The following is an 18,719-nucleotide window of genomic DNA, read 5'->3' on the forward strand; positions in this document are numbered from 1 at the left end:
CTGTGTATTGCAATTAATTAGGCGTATAAGCTTATTTGGGAGTGTAAAACAAATCACCTAATTTATGCTCTAGCATAAAGCTTCGCGTTAAACGTAGTACTTGTTTGGCTGTGGATTGCGCTAAGCATTCACTTAATAGTTGTTCCATGTCACTAACATTTAAACGCCTAAGTACCCATTTAACTTTATTAAGCGATGATAAATTCATACTAAGGCGCCTGTAACCCATGGCAATAAGCAAAATAGCCCCTTCAGGATCGCCGCCTAGTTCACCACACAAACTAAATGGCAGTTCATATTGCTCACATTCACGCGCTACTTTATTTAGTACCCTGAGTACGCCCGGGTGATAAGGGTTAAAAAGTTCGGCAACTCGTGCATTAGCCCTGTCTACTGCTAATAAATACTGTGTTAAATCGTTACTACCTACTGAGCAAAAATCGACTTTTTTTGACCACTCTGGAAGCATAAATACACTTGAAGGTACCTCTAGCATTATCCCTATGTCGGGTCTTTCAATGGTTTGCTCTGGGTATTTTTCACTTAACTCAAAGTAAGCCTGTTCAAATAACGCAAGTGACTCATCAACTTCTTCAGTGCCGCTGATCATAGGGAGCATTATTTTTAGATTGCCTAAACCAATATTGGCTTTAAGCATCGCTTTTAGTTGATCTAAAAATAACTCTGGGTGATCAAGGCTAATACGAATGCCACGCCAACCTAAAAATGGGTTTTCTTCGGTAATGTTAAAGTAATCGAGTACCTTATCGCCCCCAATATCCAATGTACGCATAACCACAGGATTAGGATGATAGCTAGTTAGTACTTCTCGGTACCAATTTTCTTGCTCTGATTGCGAAGGAAACTGACCCTTTTGCATAAACCACGCTTCGGTACGGTAAAGCCCCACACCGTCACAAATATGCGCGCTACTTTGCTCGGTATTAAGCTCAAGGCCTGCGTTTAATAATAAGCTAACATGCTCACCGTCAAGCGTAATTGATTCAGAGTCTTGCTCTGCTAAAAAGCGGTTATTAAGTAGGTTATCTTGATGCTGTAACTCTGTGTATTCATCCATCAACATTTGCGAAGGCGATATATATAAACGCCCAGCAAATGCATCTAAAATCATCGGTTTGCCATTAAACTGCAATAGAGGTAAATCTTCTATACCCCAAATGGCAGGGATCCCCATCGCACGCGTTAATATAGAAGCATGGCTATTTGCAGAGCCATTTACGCTTACAACGCCTGTTAAGTGACCTTTTGGCACCTCAGCAAGCATGGCGGGTGTTAAGGTATTAGCAATTAAAATAGTATTGGCCGGATAATTTTTAACAGCGTGCTCGGTATTTACAAGATGATGTAATACACGAAGGCCAATATCTTTAACGTCAACAGCACGCTCTTTTATATAAGGGTCTTGCATGGCATTAAATTGAGATATTAAACGCTCTATTACAATTTTTAGGGCGCTTTTAGCACACCAGCCTTCTTGTAATTGCATTTCAACATTATGCCCTAAACTTTTAGCGTCAAGCAGTTGTTGATACACATCAAATACCGCAAGAGCTTCGTGCGGAATAGAATCGCTTAGCGTCATAGATAGGGTATTAAATTCTTTGCGCGTTGCAGCTACAGCTTGTGTAAACAAACGGCGCTGCTCAGTAACGTCACTGTCTTTTAAAAGCTCAATAGATTTAAAATCGAGTTTTGGTAATACAACAAATGCTTGCCCTATACCTATTCCAGGCGCGCTCGATACGCCTTTTAAAACAGACGTTTGATGAGATGACTCATCTTGGCGGAGTATTTCTTTAATTTCAGCATGCGCTAACTGTGAAGCAAGCTGGGCAGAAAGCGTTATTAAAAACGACTCTTCGTCTTGGCTAAATACACGTGCCATTTTTTGTTGAACAACAATAACACCCAGTACTTTTTTTTGATGAACAACGGGTACAGATAAAAAAGCGTTGTAGCCTTCTTCATTTACTTCGGGAGAGAGCTTAAAGCGAGGATGCGATTTAGCAAATGCAATATTAATAGGTTCTTCGCGTTGCGCTACTAGGCCCACTAAGCCTTCGGTAAACCCAATTCTAAACTTACCCACCGCATCAGGATTTAACCCTTCGGTAGCCATAAGTACAAAATTGTCTTGGCTGTAATCTGCAAAATAAATGGAGCAGCACTGGGTTTTCATGGCATCTTTAACCATTTGCACAAAGCACACTAATGCGCTGTCTAAATTCGCTTGTCGCGATACAGACTCCGCAATAGATCTCAGTGTAGCCAGCATACCCTGCTCCTTTATTGTATCGAGAAATTACTACCTTTTACTTCGCCAATGATCTTTATGTTGTTCTCTCTTATTAAAAGGCATGGCGAAAGGAGCAAACTCTTTCATTACTCGTCGATAAACATCCCGTTTAAACGATACAACCTGTCTTACAGGATACCAATAACTTACCCAGCGCCAATCATCAAACTCTGGATGGTGGGTTTTAAGTAAATTTACATCTTCGTCTTTACAGCGTAATTTTAGTAAAAACCATTTTTGTTTTTGCCCAATACACACCGGACTAGAGTCTCGGCGGATTAATCGTTTGGGTAATTTATAGCGTAACCAATGTTTTGAGCTTGCGACTATTTCTACATCTTCTGGTCGCAACCCTACTTCTTCGTGTAATTCACGGTACATGGTTTGTTCTGCAGTTTCGCCATCATCAACACCACCTTGGGGAAATTGCCAAGAGTGTTGACCATAACGTCTGGCCCAAAAAACCTGTCCCTGATTATTGCAAATCACAATTCCGACATTGGCACGAAAACCTTCGGCATCAATCACCTTAGTGCCTCATTTGTAAGTCGATTTTTAATGATTGTTCCACATTAGCCGCAATACGGCAAATACTATTATACCCAAGCCAATTAGTGAGCTAAGTTTAAGCTTTTAGTATGTTGATAAATTAATAGAGAATAGGTAAATATTTAGAAAATAACTCAGCAAAGCTATTGCGGTTCTTGTTTTCCTCTAGTTACTCACAGTTTGTGCATAACTTTTGTAAAACACGCTCATTTTGCAAACAAATCCACAATATTAGATCTTAAAACTTAGCTTCTCCACAGATTCTGTGGATAAACATGTTCATATAGTTGTATTTATCCTTACAACTTTTAAATGGCTTAATCAAAACTGAACTTGCACATTTAAAAAAACCTGCAGAGTCAGTAACTTAAAGTAAAGTAGCTTAATTTCAATATGTGCAAAATTAACACAAACAACAGGCGGGCAAAAAACGTACAACCCTAAAGATATCCACGGCTTAGCCTATTTGCTATCATGGCTATGGTATTTATACAACCGAAATTAAGAATATGCGACCTACAAAACCACACTCAATAAACGACTTAATGCAACGCGTTAACAGTATTGCCGGATTAACGCTAGGACAACTTGCTAACAAGTATAATTTTAAAACGCCAGATGATTTACTACGTGAAAAAGGCTGGACTGGGCAACTCATTGAATACGTACTAGGCGCTACTGCAGGCTCAAAACCCCTCCCCGATTTTGAAGATTTAGGAATTGAGCTAAAAACACTGCCTATTTCTTATAAAGGTAGGCCACTGGAAACTACGTTTGTATCGGTTACACCTTTAATGAACGTAACGGGAATGACGTGGCATACCAGCTCTGTGCGTAAAAAACTAAATCATGTTTTATGGCTGCCAATTTTAAGCGAACGTGATATTGCGCCGTTTGACAGAACTATCGGCAGCGGCTTTTTGTGGCAGCCTTCACCTGAACAAGACGCTTTGTTACAACGCGACTGGGAAGAGCAAATGGAGCTAATTGCGCTAGGTAGAGTCGACGAAATATCAGGCCATTTAGGCGATGCTATGCAAATACGCCCTAAAGCTGCTCATAGTAAAATAGTCACTGATGCTATTGGCCCAAATGGGCAAATAATTAAAACTCTACCCCGTGGTTTTTATTTAAAAACCAGTTTTACAGGTGATATTTTAAAGCAGCAGTTTCAGCTATGAGTACGTAAGAAGTTAAAGTATGAATAAAGCGTTATACTTTTGTGTTCCACTCTTTAGTGCTGCGTACATCAACAAGCTTAAAGCCTACAACTTATTTTCATCTCTTTGGAAAAAGTATCAGGCATAAAAAATCCCCGCATAGGCGAGGATTTTATCATCTAAATTAAAAGTTAGATTCTATATAAAATAGAATTACTGACCTTTAACTTCTTTAAGACCGTTGTACGGTGCTTTATCACCTAATTGCTCTTCAATACGTAGCAATTGGTTGTATTTTGCAACACGGTCAGAACGGCTCAATGAACCTGTTTTGATTTGACCTGCAGCCGTACCCACTGCTAAATCAGCAATTGTTGAATCTTCAGTTTCACCAGAACGGTGAGAAATAACAACAGTAAAACCAGCATCTTTAGCCATTTTGATTGCAGCTAAAGTTTCAGTTAAAGAACCGATTTGGTTAAACTTAATTAAGATTGAGTTAGCAATACCGTTGTCGATACCACGTTTTAAAATCTTAGTATTTGTTACAAATAAATCATCACCTACTAATTGGATTTTATCACCCATTAGTTTAGTTTGATGTGCAAAGCCATCCCAATCAGACTCATCAAGACCATCTTCGATAGAAACGATTGGGTACTGATTAGTAAGATCTTGTAAGAAGAAGTTAAATTCTTCAGAAGTGAATTTTTTACCTTCACCTTTAAGATCGTAGATGTTTGCTTCTTTGTCGTAAAACTCAGATGCAGCACAATCCATCGCTAAAGTAATATCTTTACCTAGCTCGTAACCTGCGTTTGCAACAGCTACCTTGATTGCAGCAAGAGCCGCTTCATTAGATGCAAGGTTAGGTGCAAAACCACCTTCATCGCCAACCGCTGTTGAATGACCATCAGCTTTAAGCACTTTAGCAAGGCTGTGGAATACTTCAGCGCCCATACGTAGGCCTTCGCGGAAGTTTTTAGCGCCAACAGGTTGGATCATGAATTCTTGAATATCTACAGAGTTATCTGCGTGCTCACCACCATTGATGATGTTCATCATTGGAAGTGGCATAGAGTAAACACCTGGTGTGCCATTTAAGTCAGCAATATGCTCATAAAGCTCAACTTTTTTAGACTGTGCAGCTGCTTTCGCAGATGCTAGTGATACAGCTAAGATTGCGTTTGCACCTAATTTTTCTTTATTTTCGGTACCATCTAAATCTAGCATCACTTTATCAACAGCGTTTTGATCTAATGCATTTTGACCAGCTAAAGCATCAGCAATTTCTTTATTAATATAACCAACTGCTTTTAATACGCCTTTACCTAAGTAACGTGATTTATCACCGTCGCGTAACTCTAATGCTTCACGAGTACCAGTAGATGCGCCTGAAGGTGCTGCTGCACGACCCCAAGAACCATCTGCTAAATGTACGTCTGCTTCAACAGTTGGGTTACCACGCGAGTCCATAATTTCGCGACCGATTACTTTTACGATTTCTGACATCTTGATTCCTCTATATTCCCAAAATGGTGAGTTCAGCTAACTTTACTACGTTTTATATAGCTTAGTCAGCCCTTAAAACAAAAAAGCCGTGCAATATGCACGGCTTTTAAAATTACGAATTCGCTTTTTGGTGGATGTGCGCAGCTGCTACAAACCCTTCAAATAACGGATGACCATCACGTGGCGTTGACGTGAATTCCGGATGGAACTGCGCGGCAATAAACCATGGGTGATCTTTATTTTCGATAATTTCTACCAGTTTTTTATCTTCTGATAAACCAGTAAAGCTTAAGCCTGCTTTTTCAAGTATTTCTACGAAGTTATTATTTACTTCGTAGCGATGACGATGACGTTCAACAATTTCGTCGCTGCCATATACTCCATGTACTTTAGAACCAGGCGTTAAATGACATTTTTGTGCGCCTAAACGCATAGTGCCACCTAAATCAGATTTTTCGCTACGTGTTTCAACATTACCTTCAGCATCTAGCCATTCAGTAATTAAGCCAACTACAGGCGCTTCTGAATTTGCATTAAATTCTGTAGAGTTTGCATCCGTTAAACCTGCAACATTACGTGCATATTCAATTAATGCTACTTGCATTCCTAAACAAATACCTAAGTATGGTACTTTATTTTCACGTGCATATTTAGCTGCTAAGATTTTACCTTCAACACCACGTCCGCCAAATCCACCAGGTACTAAAATAGCATCTAAGTGTGAAAGTAATTCAACACCTTTGCTTTCTAAGTCTTGTGAATCTACGTATTCAATGTTGATTGTTAGGCGGTTTTTAAGACCCGCATGCTTTAATGCTTCGTTAACCGATTTGTACGCATCTGGTAATTCAATATATTTACCAACCATACCAATGGTCACTTCACCCGTTGGGTTAGACTCTTGATAAAGTACTTGTTCCCACTCAGCTAAATCAGCTTCTGGTGGATCTAAGTGAAAACGACGACATACAAAGTTATCTAATTCTTGTGTTTTTAATAACGCAGGAATTTTATAAATACTGTCTACATCGGGTAGTGAAATAACCGCTTTTTCTTCTACGTTTGTGAATAATGAGATTTTTGCACGCTCATTATTAGGTAGTTTACGGTCTGAACGACAAATAAGAATATCTGGTTGAATACCTACTGAGCGTAACTCTTTAACAGAGTGCTGAGTTGGTTTCGTTTTAACTTCACCGGCAGGGCCTAAAAATGGCACTAGCGTTAAGTGAATAAATAGCGCGCGTTCGCGACCAATTTCAGTACCCATCTGACGAATTGCTTCAATAAACGGTTGTGATTCAATATCACCTACAGTGCCGCCAATTTCTACAATAGCAATATCATAACCTTCAGCACCGTCGTATACACGTTGCTTAATATCGTTAGTGATATGTGGAATAACCTGAATAGTAGCACCTAGGTATTCACCACGGCGCTCACGACGTAATACGTCTTCATATACACGGCCTTGTGTGAAGTTATTACGACTAGTCATTTTGGTACGGATAAAACGCTCGTAGTGACCTAAATCAAGGTCCGTTTCTGCGCCGTCTTCTGTAACGTAAACTTCACCGTGTTGAATTGGGCTCATTGTGCCTGGGTCAACGTTGATGTAAGGATCCAGCTTTAAAATGGTAACATTTAAACCACGGGCTTCTAAAATAGCGGCCAGTGAAGCTGCGGCAATACCTTTACCCAACGAAGAAACAACTCCGCCAGTAACGAAGATAAATTTTGTACTCATGCGAACCCTAGAATATCAGGAATTAAAAGGAATATAACACCCAAAGAAGAGCCTAAGGGTATATCATCAAGACGGGGCGAAATTGTACCAAAACACTGCTTATCAATCCAGCTAAAATTAGCTAATACGCGCACAAAAAATGTGCACTATTTAACATTAGGCCTATTTTACTTTTTTAATCGCATCCCACGCACTATCCATCTCTTCAAAGGTTGCTGTATCTAAGCTTTTACCTTGCGCATGCAAATAAGCGTTTACCTTTTCAAAACGCGCTGAAAACTTATCATTAGCGCTACGAAGCAGTTGTTCGGGATCTCGTTTAACATGGCGTACAACATTAACAGTGGCAAAAAGTAAGTCGCCGAGTTCTTCCGCTGTATGATCAGATAGCGGGTCTTGCTCAATCGCTTCTTTTACTTCAAGCACTTCTTCACTCACTTTATCTAGTGCACCATGATACGTTGGCCAATCAAAGCCAAGGGAAGCCACGCGTTGTTGAATTTTTTTGGCTTTGCTTAAGCTTGGCATATTGCCAGGGATATCTTGCCAAAAAGAAGGGGATTCGATTTGCGCTTTAGCACTTCGCTCCTGTGCTTTGATTGCTTGCCACTGCTGCGATAATTGATCGTCTGTTAACTCTTTTTTTTCACCAAACACATGCGGATGACGACGGGTAAGCTTATCGTTTAATTGCTCTACTAGATCATTAAAATCAAATAGATTTTGCTCTTGTGCAAGCTGCGCATAAAAAACTATTTGAAATAACAAATCACCCAATTCACCTTTAAGCTCATCTAAGTTGCCTGATTCAATACAGTCAGCAACTTCGTACGCTTCTTCAAGTGTATGCGGCACAATAGATTTAAAATCTTGCTTGAGATCCCACGGACAACCGCCCTTGGGATCTCGCAGTGTTTTCATTATGCTAAGAAGTTGTGTAAGCGCTGTATTATCATTCATGATTAATGACCACGCTTGGCATCGTGTACACCTTCAATTTGGTGTAATTTAGAAAGAACACGGTTAGTACCCGATAAGTCATGTACTTCTATTTGCATTGTAAATATAGCTAACTGATTATCTTCAACCGTATTTACGTTCATGTTTAAAACATTTACTTTTTCATTAGCAAGTACTGAGCTTATATCGCGTATCAGCCCTGAACGGTCGGTGGCTTCTATTTTAATACTTAGTGCGTACGAGCCGTTAATATCATCTGACCAGCTTACAGAAATTACACGCTCAGGATGCTGGTTTTTTAAGTTATTAAACGAATCACAGTCTTCTTTATGAACACCTATTCCTCGACCTTGGGTTATATAACCTATTATTTCATCGCCAGGTACTGGGCGACAGCACTTGGCTACATGGCTCATTAAGCTGCCAACGCCATCAACCACAATGCCGTTTTTATCACCAGTTACTTTACTTGGTGCTTTAATGCGAATAACCGGCTCGTCTTCTGTCCGATCACTTACAAAGTTAAGCATTTGATTGAGGCGAACATCGCCCGCACCAATCGCAACCATTAAGTCATCCAGCTCTTTAAAGTTAAAACGCTTAATGGCTGGCTCTAAATCTTTGTATGTTAAATTGAGCTTTTGTAGCTCACTGTCGAGAATTTCTTTCCCCGCACTTAAGTTTTTGTCGCGGTCGAGCTGTTTAAACCAGTGATGAATTTTAGCTCTAGCACGCGATGACTTAATGTATCCTAATGACGGGTTTAACCAATCACGACTTGGATTTGGTTGTTTTTGGGTCAGTATTTCTACCTGATCCCCTGTTGTAAGTTGATGCGTAAACGGCACTATTTTGCCGAATATTTTTGCGCCAATACAACGATGCCCCACATTTGAGTGGATGTAGTAAGCAAAATCAAGCGGTGTAGCGCCAAGTGGTAAATCGATAATATCGCCGCTTGGGGTAAATATGTATACGCGGTCTTCTACTACTTGGTTTTTAAGCTCTTCTGCTAAATCGCCGCCATCGACCACTTCTTCTTGCCATTGGAGTAGCTTACGCAACCAGCTAATTTTTTGCTCATAACCCGAGCCACGCCCTGGTAATGCACCTTCTTTGTACATCCAGTGTGCAGCCACCCCTAACTCAGCATCTTGATGCATGTCGCTGGTACGAATTTGTATTTCTACTGTTTTACCTTCAGGTCCAAATACCACGGTATGAATTGACTGATAGCCGTTTTGTTTTGGGGTTGCTACATAGTCGTCAAACTCTTTATTAAGATGACGCCAATTGGTGTGCACAATGCCCAGCGCACCGTAGCAGTCTTGCAATCGTTCAACGACGATACGCATTGCCCGAATATCAAAAAGCTGATCAAACTCGTAGTTTTTTTGCTGCATTTTTTTATAAATGCTGTAAATGTGTTTAGGACGACCATAAACTTGGGCTTCTATGCCCGCTTCACTTAAACGGTTTTTTACCTGCTCAACCATATCTTCCATGTAGGCTTCGCGTGTAAGGCGTTTGTCGTCAAGTTGTTTGGCTATGCTTTTATAGGTGCCTGGGTGCAAATATCTAAACGATAAATCTTCCAGTTCCCATTTTAATTGCCCTATTCCTAATCTGTTTGCCAATGGTGCAAAAATATCAGCTGTTTCTTTAGCGGCAATAACGCGGTCTTCTTCATCCGCATTTTTTACATTGCGTAGATGACATACCTGCTCGGCAAGCTTAATGACCACGGCGCGCACATCTTCAACCATGGTTAATAACATTTTTCGAATATTATCAACTTGCATAGTGCCTTTACCTTGATGCGATAAAGTACTAATAGTGGCCATTTGTGCAACCCCAGTTAACAGCATGGCTATGTTATTCCCAAGCTGCTCTTCGATGGTTTCAAGCGATATTAAGTCGTTTAAAAAATACGGGGTTAAATACGCAGTAGCTAACGATTCGGGGTCGAGATTTAGCTCAGCTAAAATTTCAACCATTTCGATTGCAGTAGTTTGCCTGCCTTCACTATCACATTTTACGCAGAGCGCTTGGGCTTTAGTAAGTAGCTCTGTTTTTTCTTCAGACAAGGCAAGAAATGAAAGCCGAGTGCTAAAATCTGTTGTCTCATCTTGTTGATGTGATTGTCGTGTAGCTACCATAATGCGTTCTACCTCCGTTGAAATAACGCCATAGTTTCAATATGCCCTGTATGAGGAAACATATTCATTAGCCCAATTTTATTAAGATCAAAGCCAGCTTGTGAAATAATTGCGCTGTCACGGGCTAAAGTAACAGGGTCACAAGAGACATATAAAATAGTTTTAAACTGCTTTAAAGGTAATTGCTCTAATACAGCCATAGCACCAGTCCTAGAAGGATCGAGTACAAGCACATCTAAGTTTTTACTAAACCATGGGGCGCTTTGTATGCTTTGGGTTAAATCAAAGCAATGAAACTGCGCATTGGTAATAGAGTTAGTTTGCGCATTTTGAGCAGCCATTGCAACCGCTGAAGTCACTCCTTCTACGCCAATTAAAGATTTTGCTTGTTTTGCCAGCACTAATGAGAAATTACCAATCCCACAAAATAAATCCAATAAATTTTCATCACCTTTTAAATCAAGCCAATTTGCAGCTTGCTTTAACATAGCTTCGTTAACTTGTGCGTTTACCTGAATAAAATTACCTAAACCAAATTCAAATTTTAGATCAAATTCTTTAAGATAATAAAATGGCATGGCTAAGTGTGAATGCTCGATTACATCGCTCTCGCTTTGCCATACAATTTGATATTGCTGACTTTGTGAGGCTTGTTCCACTATTGCTTTAAATTCATCGTTGATCGCTTTAGTGTGGCGAATAACAACAAAGTTTTGTTTATCACTTTGGCATAACTGTAAATGGCTTATACTGTGCAGTGCTTTGTATTGATTAATTAAATCATCAAAAAGTGTAAAAACATCTGTAAATACTTCATCAAGTACTGCACATTTATTAATACTCACAATATTTTTTGAGCCACTTGCTCTGTAACCCACGCGCATTTTTTTAGCTGCTTTATCAAACATAACGGCTATGCGAGCGCTGCGTCTGTAATGCACAGGTTTACTTAATAATGGGGTTTGCCAGTTTAAGCTGTTTAATTTAGCAAACTTACTAAATAACTGAGTAACTGCAGTTTGTTTTTCTACAACTTGTTGGCTTACTTCTAAATGCTGTAATTGGCAACCACCACACTGATTATAGTGCTCACAAAAAGCATCTACTCTTGATTCACTCGCTTGAATAACTTTAATTACTTTTGCACTGCTGTATTTAGCTTTATCTTCGACGAGTGTTGCTTTGACTGTTTCGTTTGGTAATGCACCGCTTACAAAACATACTTTATTGTTATGTTTAGCAATGCCACGCCCTTGATGATCCATTCCCGTTATAGTTAATTCTAGTGTTTGTTGCTTTAACGGTTTTTTTTTCGCTTTAAAAATTTGCGCCATTAGGCATTACCTTAACTTTATTTATTAAGCACCTATATTTAGATGCTTTAGAATGCGTGTTGAACCGTATATACTCAATTCATACTAATAACGATAAAACGCTCTCATTATGACCAAATTAGGCTTACGCGATTCTGTTTTAACACTGACCCTGATCCCAACGGTGATCATAGGATTACTACTTGGTGGCTATTTTACAATAAATCGTTACATTGAGCTTGATGAAATTTTATATCAGCAAGGCACTACTATTTCTGAGCCCCTTGCTATTGCGCTTGAGCAACCCATGCTCGAAAAAAACAAACAGCTATTGAATCGCCTTATAAGCTACACACATAACAAGCACTCCCCTACAATTAAGTCGATTGCAATTTTTGATAAAAATAATGCGCTATTAATGACCAGTAATTATCACCGCTCATTTGAAAAGTTAATTAGTCAAAAAACGCTCATAAATTTAAAAACCACCCATGTGCAAAAGTCAGATGAGCTTGTTACATTTTTCACACCCATTATTAACCATACAAGTCACGATTCTAAATGGGACCCGTCGGCTTTTCAGTCATCTCTGGGCACCGTTATTATACAGCTAAATAAAGACCAAGCTGTTATAGGGCAACAACGAGCTTTATTAATTAGCGGTATTGTCATTATTTTATCATTGGTGTTTGCAGCTATTTTAGCTTTAAAGTTAAGCCGCATGTTTATGACGCCGCTTAATAAGTTAGTACTTGCAACCGACAAGTTAGTTGAAGGTAAAAGAAGTACTGGCCTTAACGACAACATGATTGGTGAGTTTGAGTTACTTCGAGAAGGCTTAAACACCATTGCTCACACTATGGTGATGCAAAAAGATGAAATGCAAAAAAATATTGATCAAGCAACAAGCGATTACCGCGAAACACTAGAGCAATACGAAACGTCAAATATAGAGCTCTCGTTTGCAAAAAAAGAAGCGCAAGATGCTAACCGTGTAAAATCAGACTTTTTAGCTAAAATGAGTCACGAGCTTCGTACTCCGTTAAACGGTGTTATTGGATTTACACGCCAGCTTTATAAAACACCGCTGAATAAACATCAAAAAGATTATCTCGACACTATTATGCTCTCAGCAAATAGTTTAATGACTATTATTAGCGACATTTTAGACTTCTCCAAACTAGAAGCGGGGGCAATGGAGCTTGAGTCGATTCAGTTTCAACTTCGTGATGCTGTAAATGAAGTAATGACACTACTCGCTCCTAGCGCACACGATAAGCAATTAGAGCTATCCATTTACATTAACCAACAAGTACCGGATGACTTAACAGGCGATCCCACTCGCTTTAAACAAGTCTTAATAAACCTGTTAAGTAATGCGATTAAATTTACCGAAAAAGGCTCTATTAAGGTCGACATAAGCCATCGGTTACTCGACGACGAACGCACTTCTTTACTTGTGTCAGTAACAGATACTGGCGTGGGTATACCTATGGATAAGCAAGACTCTTTATTCACTCCATTTGGGCAAGCAGACTCAAGCATTACACGTAAGTTTGGTGGTACAGGCCTTGGTCTTATTATTACCAAGCATATTGTTGAAGCAATGAGTGGTCGTATAACGTTAAATTCTGCGCCTGGTAACGGTACCTGCTTTACATTCAATAGTGTGTTTAGTTTGCCAAATCACGTATTTACAAATGACTTACCGACTAAATCGCTCATTGGTAAGCGTATCTTATATTTAGAGCCACATGAGCATACGCACCACGCCGTACTTTCGTTATTAACCCAGTGGGAATCAAACGTTACGGCATGCTTTAACGAAACTAGCTTTTTAGACGCTATAAAAAATACTGAACATAAATATGACGTTTGCTTAATTGGCCATATGGCATCAGTTGATGATATGCAGCAACTAAAAAGCTATGTAAAAGCCGTGCGTGAATCTACTGATTACTTATATTTAATGCTTAATACTGTATCGCACAATATGCGAGAAGCCTTTATAGGCAGCGGAGCTGATGCATGTTTAAGTAAGCCACTTAATCACCGTAAGTTATGTGAAGTACTTGCAGCACCTTACAGACTTGACCACCCGACTCATAATATTGAACAAAACGATCAAGCTCTACTGCCGTTAAAAGTATTGGTTGTTGATGATAACGATGCTAATTTAAAACTTCTCCATACTTTGTTAAGTGAACAGATTGAAGTAATAGAAACGGCTCATAATGGTTCACAGGCATACAGTTTAAGTAAAAGTCATAAATACGACATAATTTTTATGGATATACAAATGCCAATTATGGACGGTATAACCGCATGTAAGCTTATACAAGAATCATCACTTAATGAAGACACACCCATTATCGCTGTAACGGCACACGCCCTTCAAAGCGAAAAAGAGCAACTACTAAAAGATGGCTTTAAAGGCTATTTAACTAAGCCTATTGATGAAGATATGCTTAAACAAATTATTAGCGACCATAGTCCACAGACTCCTGTTAATCGTGACAAAGCTAAGACAGATACACCACAAAGTCCTGCACCATTTCAAAGTAGTAGAATTGATTGGGCACAAGCCCTGCAGCGTGCTGGCGGAAAGAGCGAGTTAGCGCTAGAGATGCTTAACATGCTACTTTTAAGTGTCCCTGAGACCCTTACATTACTTGCTAAAGCAATAGAGAGTAACGATTGCCAGCAAGTGTTAAGTATTGTTCATAAATTTCATGGTGCATGTTGCTACACTGGTGTACCAAAACTTAAGTCACTCGCAGAAACAATCGAAACATCGCTTAAAAATAAATGCTTGTTAGAGAATATTGAACCTGAATTATTTGAGTTACAAGATGAGCTTGAAAACCTACTTGCGGATGCAAGTGTGACCGAACTGCAAAGATAAGCTTTGAATTTTAGATACAAAAAAACGCGGTATTTACCGCGTTTTTTTATTAAGCTTTTTAAATGCTTATGTTTGCTTATCTTACATTCTTGCTTCAATCATTAATCGTTTCATGTCGCGTACGGCTTTTTCAAGCCCATCTATCGCTGCACGAGCAATAATAGCGTGACCAATATTTAGCTCATAAATCTCAGGCATTGCAGCGATTGGTTTCACGTTATGATAATGAAGACCATGGCCAGCGTTAACAATCAAACCTAAGCTTGCTGCGTATTTAACACCTTCACGAATGTGCTCTAACTCTTTGTGTAAATCAGTATCATTTGTTGCATCAGCGTACGCGCCTGTGTGTATTTCTACATAAGGAGCACCACATTCTTTGGCTGCATCTAACTGTGCTTTATCTGCATCAATAAATAGCGATACTTTAATACCCGCTTCGGTAAGCGTTTTTGTTGCTACTTTAATTTTATCTATATTACCGGCTACGTCTAAGCCACCTTCGGTTGTTAATTCTTCGCGCTTTTCAGGTACTAAACACACGTACTCAGGTTTTACTTCAAGCGCTATTTTTATCATTTCATCGGTAACAGCGGTTTCAAGATTCATACGAGTTTGAATGGTTTTAGCCATTACATAAACGTCGCGATCTTGAATATGGCGTCTGTCTTCACGTAAGTGAATCGTAATACCGTCTGCGCCTGCATGCTCTGCTACACTGGCTGCATGAGCGGGATCTGGATAGCTTGTTCCACGCGCTTGGCGAAGTGTTGCAATATGATCTACGTTTACACCCAAAAGAATATCTTTCATTTTCTTACCTGTAAAATTACGTTTATTGAGAGGCCATAAATAGCTCGCGGCTTTTTAATGGTTTACTACCTAATAAGGGTTTTAATAAATAGCGACTTAATTGCTTTGACATATATAGCACATCATTTTGGCTAAAGTCATGATTTGCTATGGCGTTGAGTTGTTTGCCACTAAATCCAGAACGTGTATCTTCTTGTACTAAAAAACCAAGTTCGGGGAAATAACTATACGTCTGCTTTTCATCTATTGGTTCACCACTGGCGTCAAAACTAAAATCCACGCCATAACCGAGTAATTCCAATAGTTGAAACTCGTATGAGCGAAGCACCTCTTGTAAATTAGCCCCGCTGTTTAGGTTTGATAGATGAGTTTTATATAGCTCAAATACTTGTTCAATTGGCTCGTTAACAGGAACGATACGATTTGTAAGCTCATTTAAATAAAAACCACAATAAAGCTCATCACCTTTTAAAAAGTGCGAGTTCCCATGCAGTTCAAACTTATTGATATATTTTAAATCGTACTTGCCACTGTAATTAACAAGCAGTGCCTGAAACGGCTGAAGTTGTGCTTTATGTTTAGTGGCCTGGCGACCACTAATTCGGGCCAGCATTCTTAACTGACCAACGCCTTCTACAAGCATATCTAACATTACTTGGGAGTCACTATAAGGACGCCGATGTAATAAATACGCGGTGTAGAAGTCGCTATCCATTCACTAAGCTACTGCTTGGTTTAGTCTTCACTGTAACCTAAGCTTCTTAGTGCACGTTCATCGTCAGCCCAACCCGACTTAACTTTAACCCAAAGCTCTAAAAACACTTTGTTATCAAGCATTTCTTCTATGTCTTTACGGGCTTCACGGCCAATGGTTTTTAGCTTTTCGCCTTTATTACCAATAACCATGCGTTTTTGTGTTTCGCGCTCAACAAGAATTAACCCGTTGATATGCCAAATACCGTTGTCTTGCCATTTAAACTGCTCAATTTCAACAGTTACAGAATACGGCAATTCTTCGCCCATAAAACGCATTAGTTTTTCACGAATTACTTCAGCTGCCATAAAGCGCATTGAACGGTCAGTTACATAATCTTCCGGAAAGTAAAATTCGCAAGGAGGTAAGCGTTTAGTAACTTCTGCTTTGATTAAATCAACATTTTTACCTTGCGTTGCCGATACAGGCATAATTCCAACAAAATCAAACTTGTCACTTAACCACTTCATATGAGGCAACACAAGGTCACGGTCTTTAACTTGGTCTATTTTATTAATAACCAATAATACCGGCTTACCACTTTGCGATACTTTATTAAGTACCATGTCGTCATCGCCATTCCAATGAGTGCCCTCAACTACAAAAATAATAAGCTCAACATCGCCGATAGAACTAGACGCGGCACGGTTCATTAAACGGTTAATCGCACGTTTTTCTTCAACGTGTAGACCTGGTGTATCTATGTATACCGCTTGGTGTTTACCTTCGGTATGAATACCCATAATACGATGACGCGTGGTTTGTGGTTTACGTGAGGTAATACTCACTTTTTGCTCAATAATTTCATTAAGCAAAGTCGACTTACCTACGTTTGGGCGCCCTACAATAGCAACCATTCCACAAAACGTATCTACATCACCTTCATGAGGCTGTATTAGGGTATCAAGGTTCATTTTTAAGTATCTTCAATGCTTTTTCAGCAGCTTTTTGTTCGGCTTTACGGCGCGAGCTACCTACAGAAATTATGCTATCCATTCCATCAACAATACATTCGACCGTGAATGTTTGATTGTGTGCTTGGCCTTTGGTATCAACCACAGTGTAACCCGGTAAAGATAATTTACGGGCTTGTAAATACTCTTGCAGCAGGGTCTTCGGATCTTTTTGGTTAAGCCCTGGTGAAATAGCATCTAATCGTGATTCGTACCATGACAATATAAGATCGCCACAGCTATCAATACCTGAATCTAAAAATGCAGCGCCAATAATAGCTTCTACTGCATCAGCAAGCGTTGACTCGCGACGGAATCCGCCACTTTTAAGCTCGCCCGGCCCTAAGCGTAAATAATCGCCTAGGCCAAATTCAAGACCAAACTCGGCAAGTGTTTGACCACGCACAAGCGTTGAGCGCATGCGGCTTAAATCGCCTTCACGCGCTTTAGGAAATTTGGCATAAAGTGCATTGGCAATCACAAAGCTTAAAATAGAGTCGCCTAAAAATTCTAGTCGCTCATTATGCTGGCCTTTGTGGCTGCGGTGCGTCATTGCTTGCTCAAGTAAACCTTGATCGGCAAATTCATAGCCAATTTTTTTATATAATTCTGTTACATTTTTTTTCATCGTTACTGAATATTACCTAGGCGCTCAAAGCGAACACCAGTTGGAACCCATCCTGGTAAAATATCATCAGGGCCATTCTCAAATTCAAAACTCATCCATATAAAGACAGCTTTACCCACCAAGTTTTCTTTTGGTACAAAGCCCCAAAAGCGACCATCTTGGCTGTTGTCGCGGTTATCACCCATCATAAAATAATGATCAGCAGGAACAGTCCATTCATCAGAAGGCGTGCCCGGTTGCTGGTAGTAACGCCCTTTTCTCTCGGGCGCTTGTGGGTTGATTAATATATCATGCGTAACTGTTGTTAAATTTTCATTTACACGAGCTAGAGGCATTGGGCCTTGTTTAAATTCGTTATCATTAATTAGTTTAAAATCAATTTTATTGAATTCATTACATAAAAGCTCACCCTGCTGGGTTTCGCCTTCTTTACAATTTGGCTGAATATATAAACGTTTATCGCGATAAACAATTTTATCGCCAGGTAAACCAATTGTACGTTTAATATAGTCAACATTTTCATCTAAAGGGTATTTAAAAACAACAATATCACCACGCTCAGGCTGCCCAATATCAACTAATTGAGTACGCCAAACAGGGTCTTTTATTCCATATGAATACTTTTGTACTAAAATAAAATCACCTACTAATAATGTAGGCATCATTGAACCGGATGGAATTTGAAACGGTTCAAAGATAAATGATCTAAAAATAGTAATTGCTGCAATCATCGGGAAAATCGACTTTGCTGTTTCTGTTAGTACTGGTTCTGGTGCAATTAATGCCGCCGTTTCTTCATCTAACGGAGCTCCAGCAGACGTTTGCGCTATCGCTAAGCGCTCCTGCCTTTTTGGGGCGTACATTAAGTGATCTATTAACCATATTAAGCCTGAGCCTAAAGTTAATAACACCAATAAAACTGAAAAATAACCAGCCATTTATAATCCTT

The 18,719-nt window shown here is 39.5% G+C and carries 14 protein-coding genes; 2 read left to right on the top strand and 12 right to left on the bottom strand.

Features of this window, described 5'->3' with window-relative positions; genetic code table 11:
- Positions 1-31: 31 nt before the first annotated feature.
- Both ptsP and rppH read right to left on the bottom strand, forming a co-directional pair.
- Complete coding sequence (gene ptsP, locus H5087_RS14490; protein ID WP_002958703.1) at positions 32-2,296, bottom strand: phosphoenolpyruvate--protein phosphotransferase; 2,265 nt, start codon at positions 2,294-2,296, stop codon at positions 32-34.
- A 30-nt stretch (positions 2,297-2,326) separates the two neighbouring features.
- Positions 2,327-2,845 (bottom strand): RNA pyrophosphohydrolase, encoded by a 519-nt coding sequence (gene rppH / locus H5087_RS14495; protein WP_002958704.1) that lies wholly within the window; start codon positions 2,843-2,845, stop codon positions 2,327-2,329.
- 530 nt (positions 2,846-3,375) lie between these two features.
- On the opposite strand from rppH, the gene mutH reads away from it, so the two are divergent.
- On the top strand, positions 3,376-4,047 hold the full coding sequence (gene mutH, locus H5087_RS14500; RefSeq protein WP_182672523.1) for a DNA mismatch repair endonuclease MutH: 672 nt from the start codon (positions 3,376-3,378) through the stop codon (positions 4,045-4,047).
- Positions 4,048-4,239: 192 nt separating this feature from the next.
- Here mutH and eno read toward each other — a convergent pair whose 3' ends face one another.
- The 5 genes from eno to rlmD form a co-directional block, all read right to left on the bottom strand.
- A complete protein-coding gene (gene eno / locus H5087_RS14505; protein ID WP_182672524.1) occupies positions 4,240-5,538 on the bottom strand; it encodes a phosphopyruvate hydratase in 1,299 nt (432 codons plus the stop codon).
- Between the two features lie 112 nt (positions 5,539-5,650).
- Positions 5,651-7,285, bottom strand: a complete 1,635-nt coding sequence (locus H5087_RS14510) for a CTP synthase (protein ID WP_033020682.1) — start codon at positions 7,283-7,285, stop codon at positions 5,651-5,653.
- Positions 7,286-7,447: 162 nt separating this feature from the next.
- Entirely contained in the window at positions 7,448-8,245 is a 798-nt protein-coding gene (gene mazG / locus H5087_RS14515; protein WP_182672525.1) for a nucleoside triphosphate pyrophosphohydrolase, read from the bottom strand.
- Positions 8,246-8,247: 2 nt separating this feature from the next.
- Positions 8,248-10,404 carry a GTP diphosphokinase gene (gene relA / locus H5087_RS14520; RefSeq protein ID WP_182672526.1) on the bottom strand — a complete coding sequence of 719 codons (2,157 nt, stop codon included), beginning with the start codon at positions 10,402-10,404 and terminating at the stop codon, positions 8,248-8,250.
- A gap of 8 nt (positions 10,405-10,412) precedes the next feature.
- Positions 10,413-11,738 carry a 23S rRNA (uracil(1939)-C(5))-methyltransferase RlmD gene (gene rlmD, locus H5087_RS14525; protein ID WP_182672527.1) on the bottom strand — a complete coding sequence of 442 codons (1,326 nt, stop codon included), beginning with the start codon at positions 11,736-11,738 and terminating at the stop codon, positions 10,413-10,415.
- Between the two features lie 109 nt (positions 11,739-11,847).
- Here rlmD and barA point away from each other — a divergent pair, with 109 nt between their 5' ends.
- Positions 11,848-14,622 (top strand): two-component sensor histidine kinase BarA, encoded by a 2,775-nt coding sequence (gene barA, locus H5087_RS14530; RefSeq protein WP_024594975.1) that lies wholly within the window; start codon positions 11,848-11,850, stop codon positions 14,620-14,622.
- Between the two features lie 81 nt (positions 14,623-14,703).
- Here the strand turns inward: barA and pdxJ are convergent, their stop codons facing one another.
- From pdxJ to lepB, 5 genes are read right to left on the bottom strand one after another with little or no spacing between them, the layout of a single operon-like run.
- Positions 14,704-15,435 carry a pyridoxine 5'-phosphate synthase gene (gene pdxJ, locus H5087_RS14535; RefSeq protein ID WP_182672528.1) on the bottom strand — a complete coding sequence of 244 codons (732 nt, stop codon included), beginning with the start codon at positions 15,433-15,435 and terminating at the stop codon, positions 14,704-14,706.
- 22 nt (positions 15,436-15,457) lie between these two features.
- The gene (gene recO / locus H5087_RS14540) at positions 15,458-16,150 is read right to left on the bottom strand and encodes a DNA repair protein RecO (RefSeq protein ID WP_182672529.1); all 693 of its coding nucleotides are present in this window, start codon (positions 16,148-16,150) and stop codon (positions 15,458-15,460) included.
- 20 nt (positions 16,151-16,170) lie between these two features.
- Complete coding sequence (era, locus tag H5087_RS14545) at positions 16,171-17,103, bottom strand: GTPase Era (protein ID WP_182672530.1); 933 nt, start codon at positions 17,101-17,103, stop codon at positions 16,171-16,173.
- Complete coding sequence (gene rnc / locus H5087_RS14550; protein WP_002958715.1) at positions 17,093-17,770, bottom strand: ribonuclease III; 678 nt, start codon at positions 17,768-17,770, stop codon at positions 17,093-17,095. The genes era and rnc overlap by 11 nt, the downstream gene beginning before the upstream one ends.
- 2 nt (positions 17,771-17,772) lie before the next feature.
- Complete coding sequence (lepB, locus tag H5087_RS14555) at positions 17,773-18,708, bottom strand: signal peptidase I (RefSeq protein ID WP_002958716.1); 936 nt, start codon at positions 18,706-18,708, stop codon at positions 17,773-17,775.
- Between the last annotated feature and the right edge of the window lie 11 nt (positions 18,709-18,719).

Source organism: Pseudoalteromonas sp. SR43-7 (assembly GCF_014163785.1).
Taxonomy (GTDB): Bacteria; Pseudomonadota; Gammaproteobacteria; order Enterobacterales; family Alteromonadaceae; genus Pseudoalteromonas; species Pseudoalteromonas distincta.